The 19,000-nt window shown below is 64.3% G+C and carries 18 protein-coding genes, 1 other RNA gene and 1 pseudogene; 9 read left to right on the forward strand and 11 right to left on the reverse strand.

The window, feature by feature from the left end; translation table 11 throughout:
* The first annotated feature begins 10 nt into the window (after window positions 1–10).
* Together AC1ECK_RS19650 and rnpB are read left to right on the forward strand one after the other, a co-directional pair.
* Window positions 11–843 (forward strand): annotated as a pseudogene (locus tag AC1ECK_RS19650) (DUF3025 domain-containing protein).
* A 123-nt stretch (window positions 844–966) separates the two neighbouring features.
* An RNA gene (rnpB, locus tag AC1ECK_RS19655) (RNase P RNA component class A) lies at window positions 967–1,378 on the forward strand.
* 90 nt (window positions 1,379–1,468) lie between these two features.
* Here the strand turns inward: rnpB and AC1ECK_RS19660 are convergent.
* Window positions 1,469–1,891: an OsmC family protein gene (locus tag AC1ECK_RS19660; protein ID WP_105509556.1), complete on the reverse strand. Its 423-nt coding sequence runs from the start codon at window positions 1,889–1,891 to the stop codon at window positions 1,469–1,471.
* Window positions 1,892–2,539: 648 nt separating this feature from the next.
* Here AC1ECK_RS19660 and rplM point away from each other — a divergent pair.
* The 3 genes from rplM to erpA all read left to right on the forward strand — a co-directional run bounded on the left by rplM (window position 2,540) and on the right by erpA (window position 3,976).
* Complete coding sequence (gene rplM, locus AC1ECK_RS19665) at window positions 2,540–2,968, forward strand: 50S ribosomal protein L13 (protein WP_090686673.1); 429 nt, start codon at window positions 2,540–2,542, stop codon at window positions 2,966–2,968.
* An 11-nt stretch (window positions 2,969–2,979) separates the two neighbouring features.
* Window positions 2,980–3,372: a 30S ribosomal protein S9 gene (gene rpsI, locus AC1ECK_RS19670; protein ID WP_480321799.1), complete on the forward strand. Its 393-nt coding sequence runs from the start codon at window positions 2,980–2,982 to the stop codon at window positions 3,370–3,372.
* A gap of 238 nt (window positions 3,373–3,610) precedes the next feature.
* Complete coding sequence (gene erpA, locus AC1ECK_RS19675; protein ID WP_480321801.1) at window positions 3,611–3,976, forward strand: iron-sulfur cluster insertion protein ErpA; 366 nt, start codon at window positions 3,611–3,613, stop codon at window positions 3,974–3,976.
* 161 nt (window positions 3,977–4,137) lie between these two features.
* Here erpA and AC1ECK_RS19680 read toward each other — a convergent pair whose 3' ends face one another.
* On the reverse strand, window positions 4,138–5,271 hold the full coding sequence (locus tag AC1ECK_RS19680; RefSeq protein WP_480321803.1) for an anhydro-N-acetylmuramic acid kinase: 1,134 nt from the start codon (window positions 5,269–5,271) through the stop codon (window positions 4,138–4,140).
* Between the two features lie 175 nt (window positions 5,272–5,446).
* Between AC1ECK_RS19680 and tyrS the strand changes: the two genes are divergently transcribed.
* The 3 genes from tyrS to AC1ECK_RS19695 all read left to right on the forward strand — a co-directional run bounded on the left by tyrS (window position 5,447) and on the right by AC1ECK_RS19695 (window position 7,993).
* Window positions 5,447–6,694: a tyrosine--tRNA ligase gene (tyrS, locus tag AC1ECK_RS19685; protein ID WP_480321805.1), complete on the forward strand. Its 1,248-nt coding sequence runs from the start codon at window positions 5,447–5,449 to the stop codon at window positions 6,692–6,694.
* Between the two features lie 49 nt (window positions 6,695–6,743).
* The gene (gene dtd / locus AC1ECK_RS19690) at window positions 6,744–7,202 is read left to right on the forward strand and encodes a D-aminoacyl-tRNA deacylase (protein ID WP_480321807.1); all 459 of its coding nucleotides are present in this window, start codon (window positions 6,744–6,746) and stop codon (window positions 7,200–7,202) included.
* A gap of 116 nt (window positions 7,203–7,318) precedes the next feature.
* Window positions 7,319–7,993, forward strand: a complete 675-nt coding sequence (locus tag AC1ECK_RS19695; protein ID WP_480321809.1) for a histidine phosphatase family protein — start codon at window positions 7,319–7,321, stop codon at window positions 7,991–7,993.
* 104 nt (window positions 7,994–8,097) lie between these two features.
* On the opposite strand, the gene ruvB is transcribed toward AC1ECK_RS19695, so the two are convergent.
* From ruvB to AC1ECK_RS19735, 8 genes are all read right to left on the reverse strand, one after another.
* Window positions 8,098–9,162 (reverse strand): Holliday junction branch migration DNA helicase RuvB, encoded by a 1,065-nt coding sequence (gene ruvB, locus AC1ECK_RS19700; RefSeq protein ID WP_480321811.1) that lies wholly within the window; start codon window positions 9,160–9,162, stop codon window positions 8,098–8,100.
* Between the two features lie 25 nt (window positions 9,163–9,187).
* Window positions 9,188–9,769 (reverse strand): Holliday junction branch migration protein RuvA, encoded by a 582-nt coding sequence (gene ruvA, locus AC1ECK_RS19705; RefSeq protein WP_137957079.1) that lies wholly within the window; start codon window positions 9,767–9,769, stop codon window positions 9,188–9,190.
* A gap of 70 nt (window positions 9,770–9,839) precedes the next feature.
* Entirely contained in the window at window positions 9,840–10,382 is a 543-nt protein-coding gene (gene ruvC, locus AC1ECK_RS19710; protein WP_480321813.1) for a crossover junction endodeoxyribonuclease RuvC, read from the reverse strand.
* A 173-nt stretch (window positions 10,383–10,555) separates the two neighbouring features.
* The gene (gene purH / locus AC1ECK_RS19715; protein ID WP_480321815.1) at window positions 10,556–12,121 is read right to left on the reverse strand and encodes a bifunctional phosphoribosylaminoimidazolecarboxamide formyltransferase/IMP cyclohydrolase; all 1,566 of its coding nucleotides are present in this window, start codon (window positions 12,119–12,121) and stop codon (window positions 10,556–10,558) included.
* 56 nt (window positions 12,122–12,177) lie between these two features.
* Window positions 12,178–12,411, reverse strand: coding sequence for a Fis family transcriptional regulator (locus tag AC1ECK_RS19720; protein ID WP_007180440.1), 234 nt, complete (start codon window positions 12,409–12,411; stop codon window positions 12,178–12,180).
* A complete protein-coding gene (gene dusB / locus AC1ECK_RS19725; protein WP_480321818.1) occupies window positions 12,408–13,472 on the reverse strand; it encodes a tRNA dihydrouridine synthase DusB in 1,065 nt (354 codons plus the stop codon). Before dusB ends, AC1ECK_RS19720 begins: the two co-directional genes overlap by 4 nt.
* A 276-nt stretch (window positions 13,473–13,748) precedes the next feature.
* The gene (locus tag AC1ECK_RS19730) at window positions 13,749–14,987 is read right to left on the reverse strand and encodes a UbiH/UbiF/VisC/COQ6 family ubiquinone biosynthesis hydroxylase (RefSeq protein ID WP_480321820.1); all 1,239 of its coding nucleotides are present in this window, start codon (window positions 14,985–14,987) and stop codon (window positions 13,749–13,751) included.
* Window positions 14,988–15,006: 19 nt separating this feature from the next.
* Complete coding sequence (locus AC1ECK_RS19735; protein WP_480321958.1) at window positions 15,007–16,416, reverse strand: aminopeptidase P N-terminal domain-containing protein; 1,410 nt, start codon at window positions 16,414–16,416, stop codon at window positions 15,007–15,009.
* Window positions 16,417–16,626: 210 nt separating this feature from the next.
* On the opposite strand from AC1ECK_RS19735, the gene AC1ECK_RS19740 reads away from it, so the two are divergent.
* Window positions 16,627–17,241 (forward strand): glutathione S-transferase family protein, encoded by a 615-nt coding sequence (locus AC1ECK_RS19740; RefSeq protein ID WP_480321822.1) that lies wholly within the window; start codon window positions 16,627–16,629, stop codon window positions 17,239–17,241.
* A 141-nt stretch (window positions 17,242–17,382) separates the two neighbouring features.
* Here the strand turns inward: AC1ECK_RS19740 and AC1ECK_RS19745 are convergent, their stop codons facing one another.
* The gene (locus AC1ECK_RS19745) at window positions 17,383–18,993 is read right to left on the reverse strand and encodes an FMN-binding glutamate synthase family protein (RefSeq protein WP_480321824.1); all 1,611 of its coding nucleotides are present in this window, start codon (window positions 18,991–18,993) and stop codon (window positions 17,383–17,385) included.
* Window positions 18,994–19,000: the final 7 nt, after the last annotated feature.

Raw genomic sequence — 19,000 nt, forward strand, 5'->3', positions numbered from 1 at the left:
GTAGAGGCGGGTGGGGGCGCAAGACGCGGCACGCAAACCGGGCGGGTTTGCCGACATCGACTGGTCGCTCCCGTGGTTTGCCCAGTTTGCCGCGCGCGGCGTGCGCTGGCAGCAGGCCGCGCTGACCAGCTACGCGTCGCTGCTTGCCGAAATGAATGCCGATGCGCAGCAGTCCTGCCAGACCACGGGCCGTGGCCAACGGCTCGCGTTCATTGCCCAGGAAGATCTGCCGGAGGGCGCTGCCTACGAAGCGCACATCGCGGCAACCGGCTGCGTACCGACCCGCCATAACCTGCACGATTTCTTCAACGCATCCGTCTGGTTCGCGTTCCCACGCATCAAGGCGGCGCTTAACACACGGCAGTCTACGGCCATCGACGCCCTGGGCGTCGGCCCGACGCGCGGCGGCGTGCGGGACGCGCTGACCTTGTTCGACGAGAACGCGTTGCTGTTCGCCTGTGCTGATCCGGTGCTCAGCAACGCACTACGTGGCTTCGGCTGGCCGACTTTGTTGATCGCCAATCGCGCGGCGTGGGGGGCACGTTGCGAGGTGCGCTGCTTCGGTCACGCGCTGCTGGAAAACTGATTTCCCCGTATAAGGCGTGCACCGGCCATACGTGGATTGTCGACGTCCCGTCCGAGTATTTCTCGTGGCCCACGGCGGCGCGCGATGCGTGGCTCGACGAAGCGGTCAGCGGTGAACTCCTGTCCACGCAGGAATTGACGAGTCGTCTGTTCGCGCCGCTTCCTGTGCTGGGTATTCCAGGCTGGTGGCCGGAAAACGAAGCGCCGTCTTTCTACGACGACCCCGCCGTGTTCCGCGCAGGGCGCCGCGCACGTTAGACCGCCGGCCGCGTCCGGCAAGCCAGGGCGCGCGGCGCGACGCACCGTTCCCCGGGCCGTTCCGTGCCTGTTTCATCGCCCCTCGCGGCCGGCTGGACCAGAGGTGTTAAAATCGCCGCCAGCAAAGTAGGTCAGGCAGTCGCGGCCTCTGCGGCTTCGGCCAAAGAGGGCGAGGAAAGTCCGGACTCCACAGGGCAGGGTGATGGCTAACGGCCATCCGTGGCAACACGCGGAACAGGGCAACAGAAAGCAAACCGCCGATGGCCCGGCGCAAGCCGGGATCAGGTAAGGGTGAAACGGTGCGGTAAGAGCGCACCGCGGCTGCTGCGAGGCAGACCGGCACGGTAACCTCCACCCGGAGCAATTCCAAGTAGGCAGGCTAGCATCTTCGAGATGCAGGACGGGGCCCCCGTCACGTCTGCGGGTAGGAAGCTTGAGCGCGTCAGCAATGGCGCGCCTAGAGGAATGGCTGCCACGCGCGCGGCGCTTCGGCGCGGCGTGTGCACAGAATCCGGCTTATCGGCCTGCTTTGCCGCTGAATAGAAAAATGCCGGCATCCGTGAGGATGCCGGCATTTCCTTTTTGTGCTGCCGCTCGGTGCTGCTGCTACGTGTTGCCGCGCGGCTCAGCCCGCGACGATATCGAACGAGTGCGTCAGTTCGGCGGTCTTGGCGATCATGATCGACGCCGAGCAGTACTTGTCGTGCGACAGATTGATAGCCCGTTCGACGGTGGCCGGATTCAGGTTCTTGCCGGTCACGGTGAAATGGAAGTGGATCTTCGTGAACACTTTCGGGTCTTCGCTGGCCCGTTCGGCCTTCAGCGTCACCGAGCAGCCGGCGATCTCCTGGCGGCTCTTCTTCAGAATCATCACCACGTCGTACGCGGTGCAGCCGCCGGTGCCGAGCAGCACCATTTCCATCGGCCGTGGGGCCAGATTGCGGCCGCCGCCTTCCGGTGCGCCGTCCATGGCGACGAGATGGCCGCTACCCGTTTCGGCGGCGAACGCCATGCCGTCTTGCCCCATCCAGCTTACTTTGCATTCCATGCCTATACCCCAGCTCGCATCGCTTTGTATTCGAGATGGCATTGTAGCCCGATGCCTGCGCGTTCGCCCGAGGGCACTCCGGCATGCCGTTGTGCTCGCTGAAGCCTTGTGTGTTGCGGTGCGGCATGCTGCACGCATCAGGAATTGCCCTGATCAAGTTAGGGGTTTTACTCTAGATTTTCGCTGGGGAAGGCGCCCTCGATCAGGCCTATGGCATTGATTTATATTGGATTTTCGTCAGATTTCTGGTGTCTGAAGAAATTTCACATTGTGGCGTTGCATTTCGTAATGCAAATATTCTTGCGTCGCACAAGGTCGGCTCATATAATCGGTTCCATTGGTTGTCGCAGTTCGGCAACCTCCGCATGTCTCCTCCACCCTCCTCCTTTGGTGGATTAAACCCGAACCGCTCGTTCGGGTTTTTTTTCGCCCGCCGGGCGCTTGCGCCACCGTTTCGGCGCGCCGCCGCGGCCGCCGGTCCGGCTGGGTGTCTCAAATTTTGACTTGAGACCGGAATTTCCTTTATAATCCAAGGCTTTTCCGCATTCGTGCCCGCGGAGGAAGAACAGGGAGAGCCTGCACGCGCCTCGATGCGCACATTACAAGCAGGAAAAAACACAGGGCGCAGCAATTATTTTTGGATCGATCATGAAGACATTTTCCGCAAAGGCCCATGAGGTTACGCGCGAATGGTACGTGATTGACGCGACGGATAAGGTTCTCGGGCGTGTCGCCAGCGAAGTGGCACACCGTCTTCGCGGCAAGCACAAGCCTGAATTCACTCCGCACGTCGACACCGGTGATTTCATCATCGTTATCAACGCCGGCAAGCTCCGTGTCACGGGCAACAAGACCACGGACAAGAAGTACTACCGTCACTCGGGTTACCCGGGCGGTATTTATGAAACGACGTTCGGCAAGATGCAAGAACGCTTCCCGGGCCGTGCGCTCGAGAAGGCGGTCAAGGGCATGCTGCCGAAGGGCCCGCTCGGCTACGCGATGATCAAGAAGCTGAAGGTCTACGCTGAAGCAACGCATCCGCATTCGGCACAACAGCCGAAAGCGCTCGAGATCTAAGGGGAGCCCACATGATCGGTAACTGGAATTACGGCACGGGCCGCCGCAAGAGCGCCACTGCACGTGTGTTCATCAAGGCAGGCAAGGGCGAGATCGTTGTCAACGGCAAGCCTATCGCTGAGTACTTCTCGCGCGAAACGTCGCTGATGATCGTGCGCCAGCCGCTGGAACTCACGAACCACGCTGTCACGTTCGACATCAAGGTCAACGTGTCGGGTGGCGGTGAAACGGGTCAAGCCGGTGCGGTTCGCCACGGCATCACCCGCGCGCTGATGGACTATGACGCAACGCTGAAGCCGGAACTGTCGAAGGCTGGCTTCGTTACGCGTGATGCTCGTGAAGTCGAACGTAAGAAGGTCGGCTTCCACAAGGCACGCCGCAGGAAGCAATTCTCGAAGCGTTAATCGCTTCGGTGCGCTCTGGTCTTTCGGCCAGGCCGCTGCAAAAGCCGCTGGCGCGTACGCGTTGGCGGCTTTTTTCATATTGGCGCGTGGTGCGCAGTTGTGCCGCCCGACGGCTGTGCCGCACAGGTCGCCTGCGCGTGGCCCCTTTGCTGAAGAGAACCCATTGATTTTGTGGGCTTCGGCACGATATTGAGATCAGCCCTACAATAGCGGCTAGAAGCTTTTTTGGAGAGTTCGAATGAACGCAGTCACCGACACCCCTGTGACCGAGATGCCTAGCCCCTTCGTTTTTACCGACGCAGCGGCTGACAAGGTCAAGCAACTGATCGACGAAGAAGGCAACCCGGAGCTGAAACTGCGCGTTTTCGTGCAGGGTGGCGGCTGCTCGGGCTTTCAATACGGTTTTACGTTTGACGAAGCCATCAACGAAGACGACACCGTGATGAACAAGGCCGGCGTCCAGTTGCTGATCGATTCGATGAGCTACCAGTACCTGGTCGGCGCTGAGATCGACTACAAGGACGATATCAACGGCGCCCAGTTCGTCATCAAGAACCCGAACGCCACGACCACCTGCGGTTGCGGCTCGTCGTTCTCGGTCTAAGCGATCGAAGTTTGGTCAGGTAGTACGCGGAAACGGGGCTTCGGCCCCGTTTTTCTTTGGTGCGTCTGTTTTGTGCCAAGGGCGCCATCCGTGGCCCGCGCGGCGGCAAAGCGGCGCCGCCGCGGTTCGTCCGCGCCTTCGTTTACATTCCCTCGAGTCTCTCAGCGCGGATAAATCGCGCCCAGCACGCGCTCGCCCGCCGCGCCCGTGACGCTCGCCAGATTGCCCGGCTCGCGCGCCACACAACGCATCGCCAGCCAGGCAAAGGCGAGTGGCTCGACCTGGTGGGGCGGCACGCCGAGCGCCTCGGTGGTCAGCACCGGGACGCCGCTCACGCCGCTGTCCTCGAGCGCCGCCTCGATCGCTTTCATCAATACCGGATTGCGTGCGCCGCCGCCGCAAACGTAGACCGCGCGGGCATCCGACGCGTGCCGCTCGATCTCCCGCGCGACCGTGATAGCCGTCAGGGCGACGAGCGTCGCCTGCACGTCGGCGGGCGCCACGCCTGCGAACGCCTGCAACCTGGCGTCGAGCCAGGCAGGATTAAACAGGTCGCGGCCGGTGCTCTTCGGCGGTTGTTCGATGAAGAACGGCTCGTCCAGCAGCGCGTGCAGCAGCGGCCGATCCACCTGGCCGCCGGCTGCGAAGTGCCCGTTCTCGTCATAGGGCTTGCCGAGGTGCCGCTGTGCCCACTCGTCGAGTAGCGCATTGGCCGGTCCACAGTCGAAGCCACGCACGCTGCCGGCGGCGTTGAGAATCGTGATGTTGCTGATCCCGCCTAGGTTGCAGACCACCCGGGTTTCGCCCGGCGCCCCGAACACCGTGGCGTGGAACGCCGGCACCAGCGGCGCACCCTGGCCGCCCGCGGCGACGTCGCGGCAGCGGAAGTCCGCGATGACGTCGATGTGGGTCATTTCCGCCAGCAGCGCCGGATTGTTGATCTGGCGCGTATACCCCTTCTCTGGACGGTGCCGCACGGTCTGGCCGTGCACACCGATCGCCCGAACCTCGCCGGCGGACAGGTTGCCCGCGCGCAGCAGTTCGTGGCAGCACACCGTGTAGCGCGTCGCGAGCGCATTGGCGGCAAGCGCCTCGCGCTCGATCTCGTTCTCGCCCGGCTGCTGCAAGCCGAACAGCGCCTCGCGCAGTCCCTCGGCGAAGCCGACAAAGGCCTCCGCGAGCACCACCGGCTGCTTGCCCCTGGCGAATGCGACGGCGACGCCGTCCACGCCGTCCATGCTGGTACCCGACATCAATCCGAAATAGACGCCGTCCGCCGTGCTGTCTTGCGCCACGTTGCTGCTCCTGTCAGTCGTTCGTTGTGAACCGTGTTCGCAGATTAGCAGCGCAACGGCTCACGAGGTAGTCCCCAAACCTGCCTGAACACGGCAGCGGCTCTCCGCCGCGTTTGGCGGACGCGGCGGTGCGCATCTATGGGACAATCTCTCTTTTTGCGACCCACGTTCCAGCATGAGCACCGAGTCCACCTCCAAGCCCAGTCCCGCCTTCCCGATCACCGATGAAGTCCGTCACGCGCTCGCCGTCACCAAGCGCGGCGTCGACGAACTGCTGATCGAGGAAGAGTTCGCACAGAAGCTCGCGAAGAGCGCGGCCACTGGCACGCCGCTGCGCATCAAGCTCGGTCTCGACCCGACGGCGCCCGATATTCACATCGGCCATACCGTCGTGCTGAACAAAATGCGCCAGTTGCAGGATCTCGGCCATACGGTGATCTTCCTGATCGGCGATTTCACCTCGCTGATCGGCGACCCGTCGGGCCGCAACGCCACTCGTCCGCCGCTCACGCGCGAGCAGATCGAGTCGAACGCCAAGACCTACTTCGAACAGGCCGCGCTGGTGCTGGATCGCGAGAAGACCGAGATTCGCTACAACAGCGAATGGTCGATGCCGCTCGGCGCCGACGGCATGATCAAGCTGGCCTCGCGCTACACGGTGGCGCGGATTCTCGAGCGCGAAGATTTCACCAAGCGTTATCAGGGCGGTCTGCCGATTTCGATTCACGAATTCCTGTATCCGTTGATGCAGGGTTACGACTCGGTCGCGCTGAACGCCGACCTCGAACTCGGCGGCACCGACCAGAAATTCAATCTGCTGGTGGGCCGCGAGCTGCAGAAGCAGTACGGCCAGGAACAGCAGTGCATCCTGACCATGCCGTTGCTCGAAGGGCTGGACGGCGTCGAGAAGATGTCGAAGTCCAAGAACAACTACATCGGTATCAGCGAAAAGCCGACCGATATGTTCGGCAAGCTGATGAGCATCTCCGACGACCTCATGTGGCGTTACTTCGAACTGCTGTCGTTCCGTCAGCTGGACGAAATCGCCGGCTTCAGGAAAGAAATCGAGGCGGGGCGCAATCCGCGCGATTTCAAGGTGATGCTCGGCCAGGAAATCGTTGCGCGTTTCCATTCGCAGGCTGACGCGGAGCGGGCGCTCGAAGACTTCAACTATCGCGCGAAGGGCGGCGTGCCGGACGATATTCCGGCGGTGACGCTGGCGGGCGCACCGCTCGCGATCGGCCAGTTGCTGAAGCAGGCGAATCTGGTGCCGTCGACCAGCGAGGCGCTGCGCAACATCGAACAGGGCGGCGTGAAGATCGACGGCGCGACTGTTTCGGACAAGGGCCTGAAGGTCGAAGCCGGCGATTATGTCGTGCAGGTCGGCAAGCGCCGCTTTGCGCGCGTGACGTTGACGGCCTGATGAGGCAAGGCATGCTGCGTTTGATGCTCGTTCTGCCGGAGCGCCGCGCGTGATTGCGCTGATTCAACGCGTCCGGCGCGCGGAAGTGCGCGTCGGCGAGCGTGTCACGGGCGCCATCGAAGCAGGACTGCTGGCGCTGGTGTGCGCCGAGCGCGGCGACACCGAAGCGGCGGCCGACCGGCTGCTCGCCAAGGTGCTGGGCTACCGGGTGTTCAGCGATGCGGCCGGCAAGATGAACCTCTCCGTGCAGAACCTCGACGGGGCCGGGCGTGCCGGCGGTCTGCTGCTGGTGTCGCAATTCACGCTGGCTGCCGATACCAACAGCGGCCTGCGCCCGAGTTTCACGCCGGCGGCGCCGCCCGACGAGGGCAAGCGCCTGTTCGATTACTTCGTTGCAGCGGCCCGCACGAGGCACGCAATAGTCGAAACCGGTGAATTCGGGGCGGATATGCAGGTCTCGCTCGTCAACGACGGGCCGGTGACGTTCTGGCTGCAGACGCAGCCCTGAAGCGGTCTGAGGCGGTCTGAGCTGGCCTGACGTCGACTCACCGCCGCACGACCGGCAGCCGCTTTTGCGACAATAGCGGCTCGGCATAACCGGCTACCGACGCCCACTCCCTTCTTATGTCCACGCAGATTCTTTTTATCCGGCACGGCGAGACCGACTGGAACCGCATCAAGCGCATTCAGGGGCACATCGACATTCCGCTCGCCGCGAGCGGCCTCGAGCAGGCCGAGCGTCTTGCACGCCGGCTAGCCGAAGAGGCTCAGCAGGGCGGCAAGATCGACGCCATCTATTCGAGCGATCTGCAGCGCGCGCAGCAGACCGCACAGCCGATCGCTGATGTTCTGGGCTTGCCGTTGAACTTGCGCGAAGGCTTGCGCGAGCGTTCGTATGGCGCCTTCCAGGGTTATGACCGCGACGAGATTGCCGAACGCTACCCGGACGAATACGACCACTGGCAAACCCGCGATGCCGGTTTCGCGCCGCCGGAAGGCGAGTCGATGCGGGCCTTTTACCATCGCGTCATGGATGCGGTTGCGCCGATCGTCGCGGCACACCGTGGCGGGCGAGTAGCGTGCGTCGCGCACGGCGGCGTGCTTGACTGCGTCTACCGGTTTGCACGCGACCTCTCATTGGAAGTACCGCGTGACTATGCGTTGCTCAATACGAGCGTCAATCTGGTGGAGTTCGATGGCGGCGGCAAGGCGAGGGTGAAATCGTGGGCCGATGTCTCGCATCTGGATGCGCCGAGCGAGGACGACTCGCTGCGCAAGATCACCACACCCGGGCTTTAAGCGGAGCGGGTCCGACGGGCGCAATGCCGTCAGACTTTTTTAGCCGACCGGCTCTCGACCGGATACCGCGCGGGCGCTTTTCTAGACCCCGCTGCGTGTTCGACTCAGGACGTGCCCGAGTCCCACAGGCCGGACACAGGACTCGACGAGTCCGGCGCGGCAAGACCGAAGTGACGGTAGGTCAGCAGCGTCGCGACGCGGCCACGCGGCGTGCGCTGCAGAAAACCTTGCTGGATCAGATACGGCTCCAGCACGTCTTCAATCGTATCGCGCTCTTCACCAATGGCGGCCGCCAGATTGTCCACGCCCACCGGGCCGCCGTCGAACTTGTGCAGGATCGCTTCGAGCAGCTTGCGGTCCATCAGGTCGAAGCCGACCGGGTCCACATCGAGCATCTTGAGCGCGGCATCCGCCACCTTCGCGGTGATGTTGCCGTCGGCTTTCACCTCGGCGAAGTCGCGCACGCGGCGCAGCAGGCGGTTGGCAATCCGCGGCGTGCCGCGGGCACGTTTGGCGATCTCGAACGCGCCATCCGGATGAATCTGCGCATGGAGCAGCGATGCCGAACGTGTGACGATGCGTGCCAGTTCCTCGGGGTTGTAAAACTCGAGCCGCGAGACAATGCCGAAGCGGTCGCGCAGCGGATTGGTCAGCATGCCCGCGCGCGTGGTGGCGCCGACCAGCGTAAACGGCTGCAGATCGAGCTTGACGCTGCGAGCGGCGGGCCCTTCGCCGATCATGATGTCGATCTGATAATCCTCGAGTGCCGGGTACAGGATTTCCTCGACGACCGGCGAAAGCCGGTGAATCTCGTCGATGAACAGCACGTCGTTCTTTTCGAGGTTGGTGAGCAGAGCCGCGAGGTCGCCGGCGCGTTCGAGCACCGGCCCGGACGTTTGCCGAAGATTGACGCCCATTTCCCGCGCAATGATGTGCGCAAGCGTGGTTTTGCCGAGACCCGGCGGGCCGAACAGCAGCACGTGGTCAAGCGATTCGGCGCGGCGCTTGGCGGCTTCGATGAAGATTTCAAGCTGGCCGCGCACCTTTTCCTGCCCGACGTACTCGTCGAGCTGACGCGGGCGCAACGCCCGCTCGAACGCTTCTTCGTTCGGCGATACGGGCGTGGCGGCGATGATGCGCTCAGCGGCGAGTTTGTCGGTTTCGATCATGGATGCATTGTACCGCGCGGCGCTTTCAAGTCTTCGAGAGCGCCTTCAGGGCGAGCTTGATGCCTTCGGACACACCGGTGCCGGCCGGCACGTTCTTGACGGCCGCCAAGGCTTCTTTTTCGGAGTAACCCAAGGCGAGCAGCGCGTTGAGGATATCGGAGGCGTGGTCGGAGGCCGACACCGCGCCGGCCATCGAACCCAGATCGGCGCCGAGCTTGCCCTTCAGTTCGAGGAGCAGGCGTTCGGCCGTTTTCTTGCCGATGCCCGGCACCCGCGTCAGCCGCGCTGCGTCCTGCAGCGTGACGGTCTGCGCCAGTTCGTGGACGCTCATCCCGGAGAGTACGGCAAGCGCCATGCGCGCGCCGATGCCGGTGATCTTCAGCAGTTCGCGGAAGGTCGCGCGCTCTTCTGCGGTGCCGAAGCCGTACAGCAGATGAGCGTCTTCGCGCACGATCATCTGGGTGAGCAGCACCACCCGTTCGCCGGTCGAGGGCAGGTTGTAGAACGTGCTCATCGGCACGTCGACTTCGTAGCCCACGCCGTTGCAGTCGACGAGCAGGTGTGGCGGATTTTTTTCCAGCAGGACGCCGGCAATGCGACCGATCATGGCGGGTTCAATCTCGAGAGAAAGGGCGAGTGTAGCGCAGCGCGTGGGCGTCCGGATGGGGCGAAGGCTACTAGCCCACCAGCCGCCCGCGCCGGACCCGCAGCCCCTTTTTGGCGAGTGAAGGGGCGATGCCGCCCAGCGTGCTGAGCGTGCTGCCGCCGTGGGCATGGCAGATCGCCATGCCGAGGGCGTCGGCGGCGTCGGTGCTGGGCACGCCGGAGAGGTTCAGGAGACGCACCACCATCTGCTGCATCTGTTCCTTGGTGGCGCGGCCATAACCCACCACAGCCTGCTTCAACTGCAGCGCGGTGTATTCGGCCACCGGCACGCCGCCCGCCACCAATCCGCAGATCGCAGCGCCGCGCGCCTGGCCGAGCAGTAGCGTGGACTGCGGGTTGACGTTCACGAACACCTTCTCGATCGCGGATTGATCGGGGGCGTGCTGACGGATCAGCGTCGAAATACCCTCGAAGATCGTGCCCAGGCGCGACGGCAAATCGGCGTCGGCGGTCTTGATGACCCCGCTTGCCACGTAGGTGAGCTGATGACCGTTCTGGTCGATCACGCCGAAGCCGGTCACACGCAAGCCGGGGTCGATGCCGAGAATTCTCATGAGATGCGCTGCGAACTAAGTGCTTGCGATACTACAACGAACGGAACGCACGGCGCACCGGGCGACGAAACGAAACGGCCCGGCAGGGAAATCTGCCGGGCCGTTTCATTCAGGTTGCTCAAGCCGGCGCGATCCTTCCAAAGGAAGCAAGCACCGGCCCGGCTAGCCCCGAATCAATGCCGGAAGTGACGCACGCCGGTCATCACCATCGCGATGTTGTGCTCGTCGGCCGCTGCGATCACTTCATCGTCGCGCATCGAGCCGCCCGGCTGGATCACGCAGGTCGCGCCTGCGTTGACCACCACGTCGAGACCGTCGCGGAACGGGAAGAAGGCATCCGACGCCACGGCCGAGCCGGCGAGCGTCAAGCCTGCGTTTTGCGCCTTGATGCTGGCAATCCGCGCCGAATCCACACGGCTCATCTGGCCTGCGCCGACGCCGAGCGTCATGCCGTTGCCGCAGAACACGATGGCATTCGACTTCACGTACTTCGCCACGCGCCATGCGAACAGCAGATCGTCCATTTCCTTCGGCGTCGGATGACGCTTCGTGACGACGCGCAGCTCACGCGGCTGCACATTGCGCGAATCGAGCGATTGCACCAGCAGGCCGCCGCCCACGCGCTTCAGATCGAAGGTGTTGTGACCGTCGCCCAGGGAGATTTCCAGCAGACGCACATTCTGCTTCGCCGCGAACACCTGGCGGGCGGCGGCGCTAAACGACGGTGCGATCAGCACTTCGACGAACTGCTTGCTGACCGCCTGGGCGGTTGTTTCGTCCACTTCGCGGTTGAAGGCGATGATGCCGCCGAACGCCGAGGTCGGATCGGTCTGGAATGCTTTTGCATACGCCTCGTTCGCATCCGCACCCACTGCCACGCCGCACGGGTTCGCGTGCTTGACGATCACGCAGGCCGGCACTTCGAAGGTCTTTACGCATTCCCACGCAGCATCGGAATCGGCGATGTTGTTGTACGAGAGTTCCTTGCCTTGCAACTGCTCGTAGTCCGCCAGCGCGCCGGCCGGCACCACCAGGTCGCGGTAGAACGCGGCGCTTTGGTGCGGGTTTTCGCCGTAACGCAGGTCCTGCACCTTCTCGAAGGCCAGGTTGAAGGTGGCCGGGTAGGTATTGCGCGACGAATGCTGCAGTTCTTCGGTCAGGCTCGTCAGGTAGTTCGTGATCGCACCGTCGTACTGCGCGGTGTGCGCGAAAACCTTGGTGGCCAGACGGAAGTTGGTCTTGTACGACACCGTGTTGCGGTTCGCGCGCATTTCGTCGAGCACCGTTGCGTAGTCGACCGGGTCCACCACCACCGTCACGTCGCGATGATTCTTCGCCGCGGAGCGCAGCATCGTCGGACCGCCGATATCGATGTTCTCGATCGCGTCTTCCAGCGAGCATTCTTCCTTCGCCACCGTCTGCACGAACGGATACAGGTTCACGACCAGCAGGTCGATGGTGGGGATGTCGTGCTTTTCAAGCGCGGCCATGTGTTCCGGCAGGTCGCGGCGCGCGAGGATGCCGCCGTGCACTTTCGGATGCAGCGTTTTCACGCGCCCGTCGAGCATTTCCGGGAAGCCCGTGTAGTCGGCGACTTCGGTGACGGACAGGCCCGCGTCCGCGAGCAGTTTCGCGGTGCCGCCGGTGGACAGGATCTTGACGCCGAGGTCCGACAGCGATTTGGCGAAATCGACGATGCCGGACTTGTCGGAAACGGAGATGAGCGCTTGCTTGATCATGATGAAGAATGAGAAGCCGAAGAGGGACGTGGCAGGGCGCAGAAAACGGCGATGAGCTACAGCAAACCGTGCTGTTGCAGCTTCTTGCGCAGCGTATTGCGGTTGATGCCGAGATACTCGGCGGCCAGCGACTGATTGCCGCCGGCCTGCTCGAGCACCACCTCGAGCAACGGTTTTTCGACACACGAAATAACCATGTCGTAGACGTCGTGCGGATTGGAGCCGTCGAGATCCTGGAAATACATGCCCAGGCTGTCGCGGACTGATTGTTCGATATTGTTCTTGCTCATGCTGCTAGTCGGTCGGAATGGTCCGGCTCGCCGTTCGGGTTGACATCCTCTTCCACGTAGACGAGGCGGTCGGAGAGCGCCTTTTGGGCGTCGAAGAACTCGTTAACGGCGAGCAGTTGTTCGCGCGTCGTGTCCAGCGTATTCATGCGATGCCGGAACACATTGGCGCCAGAAAGGCCGCGAGTGTACCAGCCGATGTGCTTGCGCGCTGTGCGCACACCCGTAAATTCGCCGTAGAACGCGTAGTGATCTTCGAGATGCTCGTTCATCACCTGCTGGATCTCGTCGATGCGCGGCGGCGGCAACAGCTCGCCGGTCTGCAGGAAATGCTCGATCTCGCGGAACAGCCACGGACGCCCCTGCGCCGCGCGGCCGATCATGATGGCGTCGGCGCCGGTGGCGGCAAGCACGTCGCGCGCTTTTTGCGGCGAAGTGATGTCGCCGTTGGCGACCACCGGGATGCGCACCGCGGCCTTCACCGCGGCGATGGTTTCGTATTCGGCGTCGCCGTGATACAGGTCGGCGCGGGTGCGGCCGTGCACCGTCAGCATCGCAATGCCGGCGTTTTCGGCCAGCCGCGCCACGCTCAGCGCGTTCCTGTTGTCGCGGTTCCAGCCAGTGCGGATTTTCAGCGTGACGGGCACCGCGTCAGGGCCGACGCCCACCGCGCCCACCACGGCCTCGACGATGCGCTGCACGAGCGGCTCGTTCTGCAGCAGCGCCGAACCGGCGGCCACGTTGCAGACCTTCTTGGCCGGGCAGCCCATGTTGATGTCGATGATCTGCGCGCCGTTGGCGACGTTATAGCGCGCCGCCTCGGCCATCATGGCCGGATCCGCGCCGGCGATCTGCACGGCGATCGGCTCGACCTCGCCGGCGTGATTGGCGCGGCGCATGGTTTTCTCGCTTTTCCACAACTGCGCGTTCGACGCGACCATTTCCGACACGGCATAGCCCGCGCCCAGCCGCTTGCAGAGCTGGCGGAACGGCCGGTCGGTCACGCCCGCCATGGGAGCGACGAACAGGTTGTTGCGCAGGTTGTGGGAGCCGAGAGTGGGCATGGCAGGGGCGCAGCCGCCGCACATCGGTGGGATGGCGACGGTCGTAAATCACGAGGGAAAACCTGTATTTTAGCGTTAACGGATTGTCGGCACCCGACTTGAGGCCGTCGTAACCCATTAAATCTTCTATGAAAGTGCGCGGGCTCATAGACCCGCGAAACACGAACTACCCGCTGCGCTGCGGGGTTCGCTGACGTACCGGATGCAGGGTTCGACCATGCACCGGCCCGGCGCACGCTCATCCAGTCACTTCGCGTAACGCTGATCCGCGGCGGATTAGCGGCGCTGGCCGAACATCATTTGCCGTGCCAGCGCGGTCTTGACCGGCGGCACGAATTCGAGCGCCGTGAGCGCGAGTCCGCGCAGCGTGCCCAAGGCCGGAAAGTCGACCGTGAAGAGGCGGGCGAGCGTATCGGTGGAGCGGATCGTCAGGCGCCGGTCGAGTGCGCGGCGTTCGGCGAACGCGGCCAGTGCGAGTGGCGTTGGGCCGTGCTGCGAGAGCGCGTCGGCGAGCGCGTGCGCATCGCGTAATCCAAGGTTCAGCCCTTGACCGGCCACCGGATGCAGCGTCTGCGCCGCATTGCCGATCGCCGCGATCCGCCCCTTGACGAGCGTATCGAGCGCATTCAGGCCGAGCGGGAAAGCGGCGCGGCCTTTGATCTGCGTGAAGCGTCCCATCCGGTCGCCGAACGCGGCGCCGAGCTCGCGCAGGAACGCATCGTCGGGTAACTGGGTGCGGCGTGCCGCTTCCTGCGGCGAGCAACACCAGACGAGCGCGTAATCGGCGTCGCGCACGCCTCCGGTCGGCAGAAGCGCAATCGGTCCCTGTTCGGTGAAGCGCTCCCAGGCGACGTGCGGCTGCGGCGCCGAGACGCTGACGATGCCGACGAGCGCGGTTTGGCCGTAGTCGCGCGTGCCGCCGGTGCTGCCGCTTTTCTGCTGCTCGTGGAACAGCCCACCCTCGGCGCTGACCAGAATGCGGGTGCGCAGATGACGCGTGCCCTCTCCGGTTTGCACCGGCAGCGTGACGCTATCGTGTTGCTGGACCGGCGCCTGCGCCGAGCTCGACTGGAACCAGTGCACCGAGGTCGGCCGTACCGCTTCGGCGAGCGCCTGCACGATCGAGCCGTAGCGCAAGACGTAGCCGAGCGCGGGCAAGCCATGCTCGGTGTGGTCGATCAGCGTACGGCCGAAATGTCCGCGCTGCGAGACGTGAATGCGGTGAATCGCGGTGGCGTCCGCCGGCCAGCGCAGCGGCTCCAGAATCATCCGGCTGCCCTGCGAAACGGCGATTGCGCGCGGGTCGCCCTGGGCGTCTTCGGGCTTGCGCGCGTCGATCAGCGCGATCGAGAGCCGCTGGGTCGCGCTGCGGCGCGCGAGCCAACCGGCCAGCGCGAGTCCGACCGGCCCGGCGCCGACGATCGTCACGTCGAAATCGAACGGCGCCGTGGCGGCGTGAGGCGCGTCTGGCGCGTCAGTCTGCGGCACGCCGGCCGGTTGGGAAACGTCGGTCATGGGCGAGCGGTCCGTCCCGTCAAGCGGTACGCGCAGCGCCTGCTGCCTGCGCTTGCTGCATCAGCGCTTCGATTTCGTCGGCCTTGACCGGCACGCCGCGCGTCAGCAGTTCACAGCCGTCCGGCGTGACGACGGCGTCGTCCTCGATACGGATGCCGATGTGCCAGTAGCGCTCGGGGACGTTTTCCGCGGGGCGAATGTAGAGGCCCGGTTCGATCGTCAGCGCCATCGCCGGATGCAAGGTGCGCGCAGGCAGCGCGCCTTGTGCGTCGCGCGGCGCGCCGCGTTCGCGGTAGTCGCCGCAGTCGTGCACGTCCATGCCGATCCAGTGGCTGGTGCGGTGCATGTAGAACGGCGCGTAGGCACGCTCCGCGATCACGTCGTCGACCGAGGAGAAGAGCGCCCGGTCGACGATGCCGGTGTCGAGCAGCCCTTGCGACAGCACGCGCAGCGCCGCGTTGTGCGGGTCGTCGAAGCTGGCGCCGGGCCGGGTGGCTGCGATCGCAGCTTCCTGAGCGGCCAGCACGATGTCGTACAGCTCGCGCTGGGCCGTCGTAAAGCGACCGTTCGCCGGGAAGGTGCGGGTGATGTCGGAGGCGTAGCCGTCCAGTTCGCAGGCGGCGTCGATCAGGATCAGGTCGCCGTCCCGTGCGATCGTGTTGCCTGCCGCGTAGTGCAGCACGCAGGCATTGGCGCCGGCGGCGACGATCGAGCCGTATGCCGGCCCTTGCGCGCCGTGCTTGCGGAACGTGTACAGCAGTTCGGCCTCGAGTTCGTACTCGCGCACGCCGGCGCAGGAGGCGGCCATGGCGCGGCGATGCGCCAGCGCTGAGATCTCGCCGGCGCGGCGCATGATCGATAGTTCGTGGCTGTCCTTGAAGAGGCGCATCTCGTCTAGCAGCGGCAGCAGGTCGTGCGCGGCGCTCGGCGCGGCGACGCCGCTGCGGCCTTTGGCGCGCACCGCGTCGAGCCAGCGGCGCACCTGTTCGTCGAGTCCGGCCGAGCTGCCGAGCGCGTAGTGCAGCGCCGGCTTGTCGGCGAGAATCAGCGGCATCTGGCTTTCGATGTCGTCGACGGCAAACGCCGCGTCGAAGCCGAACGCCTCGCGGGCGGCCTCCGGGCCGAAGCGAAAGCCGTCCCAGATCTCGCGCTCGGCGTTCTTGGCGCGGCAGAACAGGATCGAAGCCGGACCGTTCCCGCCCGCGCTGGCGTCGAGCACGAGCAGCCCCTGCGGCTCGGTGAAGCCGGTCAGGTAGTAGAAGTAGCTGTCGTGCCGGTAGGGATAGTCGGCGTCCCGGTTGCGCAGCACTTCCGGCGCGGTGGGGACGATGGCGACGCCACCGCCCGCCGCGCGAAGCGCGGCAAGCACGCGCTCGCGGCGCTTGCGGTAGACGTCGATGGCGAGAGTGGGTTCGTTCGGCTGGTTCATCGTGAGATTGTAGCGCCCAATTGGGGTGCGCATTCGGGGGGATCCGCCGGGCGCCCAGGCCATCCGGCCGGATAGATGGCCCGCGGAACGCGGCAATGTTGCAATCCGTCCACAGGTATAGCGGGCGTTGTTCCGGAAGATGGGGCGAGGCAGTCTGAATAGCCGTCAGGCAACGTATACTTCCGCCGGATTCCAGAAAAGGCAAATGTGATGATGAAACTCATCGGTTCGTTCGGCAGCCCGTTTGTCCGCAAGGCGCGGATCGTGTTCGCCGAAAAGAAGATCGACTACAAGCTGGTGCTCGAAAACGTCTGGGCGCCGGAGACCACCATCCATACCTTCAATCCGATCGGCAAGGTGCCGTGTCTCGTGATGGAGGACGGCGAGGCGGTGTTCGATTCGCGCGTGATCTGCGAGTACGTGGATACGCTGTCGCCGGTCGGCAAGCTGATTCCGCCATCGGGACGCGAGCGCGTCGAAGTGCGCTGCTGGGAAGCGCTCGCGGACGGGATGCTGGACGCCGCCGTGCTGATTCGCCTCGAAGGCACGCAACGGACCGAGGAACACCGCTCGGAGAGCTGGGTGGCGCGCCAGCAGCGCAAGATCGACGATGGCCTCGTGGCGATGTCGCAGGGGCTCGGCAGCAATCCGTGGTGCGCGGGCAATCGCTATACGCTGGCCGATATCGCGGTGGGCTGCGCGCTCGGCTACCTCGACTTCCGCATGCCGGAGCTGAACTGGCGCGAGCCGTATCCGAATCTCGACAAGCACTTCCAGAAGCTGTCGCAGCGGCAGTCGTTTATCGATACGGTGCCGGAGAACTAAGTACGGGCTCGTGCGGCGCCGTCCTCCTTTGCCGGGGCCGGCGCCTCCGTCCGCATCTATCTCGCGGCGGCGGTCCGCTCAGGCCGTGCCTCGAACGCCGCTTCCTGAAACGCTGCTTCAAGCACGACCTGAAGCCGGGCTTCAGGTCGCCGCAAGTTCCACCTTCGGCGCAAACGACTCAGCGCTCGCCACCGGCCACCACTTCTCGTACAGCGAGTAGCGGTAGTTGCCGTTCAGCAGATCGTTCGGCTCGAGGTATTTGAGCAGATCCGACATCAGGCTCACCTCATGCGACGACACCCGCCGCACGATGTGATGCGCGCGCAGTTCGGCCGGATGCTTCAGGCCAGCAGCCTGAATGATTTCCTGCAGCGCGTGCAAGGTGTTGTGATGGAAGTTGAGCACGCGGTCGGACTTGTCCGGCACCACGAGCGCACGCTGGCGCACCGGGTCCTGGGTCGCGACGCCGGTCGGGCAACGGCCCGTATGGCAGGTCTGCGCCTGGATGCAACCCACCGCGAACATGAAGCCGCGTGCCGAGTTGACCCAGTCGGCGCCGATCGCCAGCGTCTTGGTGATATCGAACGCGGTGATCATCTTGCCGCTTGCGCCAATGCGAATGCGCGGGCGCAGGCCGATGCCCACCAGCGTGTTGTGCACGAGCAGCAGTCCTTCCTGCAGCGGCACGCCGACGTGGTCGGTGAATTCCAGCGGCGCTGCGCCCGTGCCGCCTTCCGCGCCGTCCACGACGATAAAGTCCGGCAGGATGCCGGTTTCCAGCATCGCCTTGGCGATGCCGAAGAACTCCCAGGGATGGCCGATACACAGCTTGAAACCGGTCGGCTTGCCGCCCGACAGGTTGCGCAGGCGTTCGACGAATTCGAGCAGGCCGCGTGGCGTGGAAAACTCGGAGTGCGTGGCGGGCGAAATGCAGTCGCGGCCCATCGGCACGCCGCGCGTTTCGGCAATTTCCGGCGTGATCTTGGCGGCCGGCAGCACCCCGCCGTGGCCTGGCTTCGCGCCTTGCGAGAGCTTCACCTCGATCATCTTCACCTGCGGCTCTTGCGCCTGCTTCGCAAACTTGTCGGCATTGAAGGTGCCGTCGTCGTTGCGGCAGCCGAAGTAGCCCGAAGCGATTTCCCAGATGATGTCGCCGCCATGTTCGCGGTGGTATTTCGACATCGAACCTTCGCCGGTGTCGTGCGCGAAGTTGCCTTTTTTGGCGCCGAGATTGAGCGCCATGATGGCGTTGGCCGACAGCGAGCCGAAGCTCATTGCCGAAACGTTGAAGATCGACATCGAGTAGGGCTGCTTGCGATCCGGGCCGACCAGCACGCGGAAGTCGTGGCCGTCGAGCTTGGTCGGCGCGAGCGAGTGGCTGATCCATTCGTGCGCGACTGCTTTCACGTCGAGTTCGGTGCCGTACGGGCGGCTGTCGACGTCGTTCTTGGCGCGCTGATAAACGATGCTGCGCTGGGCGCGCGAGAACGGTTTTTCATCCGTATCGTCCTCGACGAAATACTGGCGGATCTCAGGCCGGATGAATTCGAACATGAAACGGAAGTGGCCCCACAACGGATAGTTGCGCAGGATCGCGTGACGCTTCTGGTTCAGATCGAACACGCCGAGCGCTACCAGCAGCGCGGGAATGACAATCCAGAACCACGACAGGTGATGGGCGGCGGCGAGCGCCGCACAGGCGACGAACAGCACAACCGCGCACCACATGGCCAGGTAACGTCGAGAAAACATGGGGACT

The sequence above is a fragment of the Paraburkholderia sp. SSBN10T genome (assembly GCF_056619545.1).

Bases quoted from the DNA above. Each gene is read 5' to 3' on its own strand.
- AC1ECK_RS19660 (WP_105509556.1), bottom strand. From the start codon at position 1,891: ATGGAATGCAAAGTAAGCTGGATGGGGCAAGACGGCATGGCGTTCGCC.
- rplM (WP_090686673.1), top strand. From the start codon at position 2,540: ATGAAGACATTTTCCGCAAAGGCCCATGAGGTTACGCGCGAATGGTAC.
- rpsI (WP_480321799.1), top strand. From the start codon at position 2,980: ATGATCGGTAACTGGAATTACGGCACGGGCCGCCGCAAGAGCGCCACT.
- erpA (WP_480321801.1), top strand. From the start codon at position 3,611: ATGAACGCAGTCACCGACACCCCTGTGACCGAGATGCCTAGCCCCTTC.
- tyrS (WP_480321805.1), top strand. From the start codon at position 5,447: ATGAGCACCGAGTCCACCTCCAAGCCCAGTCCCGCCTTCCCGATCACC.
- AC1ECK_RS19695 (WP_480321809.1), top strand. From the start codon at position 7,319: ATGTCCACGCAGATTCTTTTTATCCGGCACGGCGAGACCGACTGGAAC.
- ruvB (WP_480321811.1), bottom strand. From the start codon at position 9,162: ATGATCGAAACCGACAAACTCGCCGCTGAGCGCATCATCGCCGCCACG.
- ruvA (WP_137957079.1), bottom strand. From the start codon at position 9,769: ATGATCGGTCGCATTGCCGGCGTCCTGCTGGAAAAAAATCCGCCACAC.
- ruvC (WP_480321813.1), bottom strand. From the start codon at position 10,382: ATGAGAATTCTCGGCATCGACCCCGGCTTGCGTGTGACCGGCTTCGGC.
- purH (WP_480321815.1), bottom strand. From the start codon at position 12,121: ATGATCAAGCAAGCGCTCATCTCCGTTTCCGACAAGTCCGGCATCGTC.
- AC1ECK_RS19720 (WP_007180440.1), bottom strand. From the start codon at position 12,411: ATGAGCAAGAACAATATCGAACAATCAGTCCGCGACAGCCTGGGCATG.
- dusB (WP_480321818.1), bottom strand. From the start codon at position 13,472: ATGCCCACTCTCGGCTCCCACAACCTGCGCAACAACCTGTTCGTCGCT.
- AC1ECK_RS19730 (WP_480321820.1), bottom strand. From the start codon at position 14,987: ATGACCGACGTTTCCCAACCGGCCGGCGTGCCGCAGACTGACGCGCCA.
- AC1ECK_RS19735 (WP_480321958.1), bottom strand. From the start codon at position 16,416: ATGAACCAGCCGAACGAACCCACTCTCGCCATCGACGTCTACCGCAAG.
- AC1ECK_RS19740 (WP_480321822.1), top strand. From the start codon at position 16,627: ATGATGAAACTCATCGGTTCGTTCGGCAGCCCGTTTGTCCGCAAGGCG.
- AC1ECK_RS19745 (WP_480321824.1), bottom strand. From the start codon at position 18,993: ATGTTTTCTCGACGTTACCTGGCCATGTGGTGCGCGGTTGTGCTGTTC.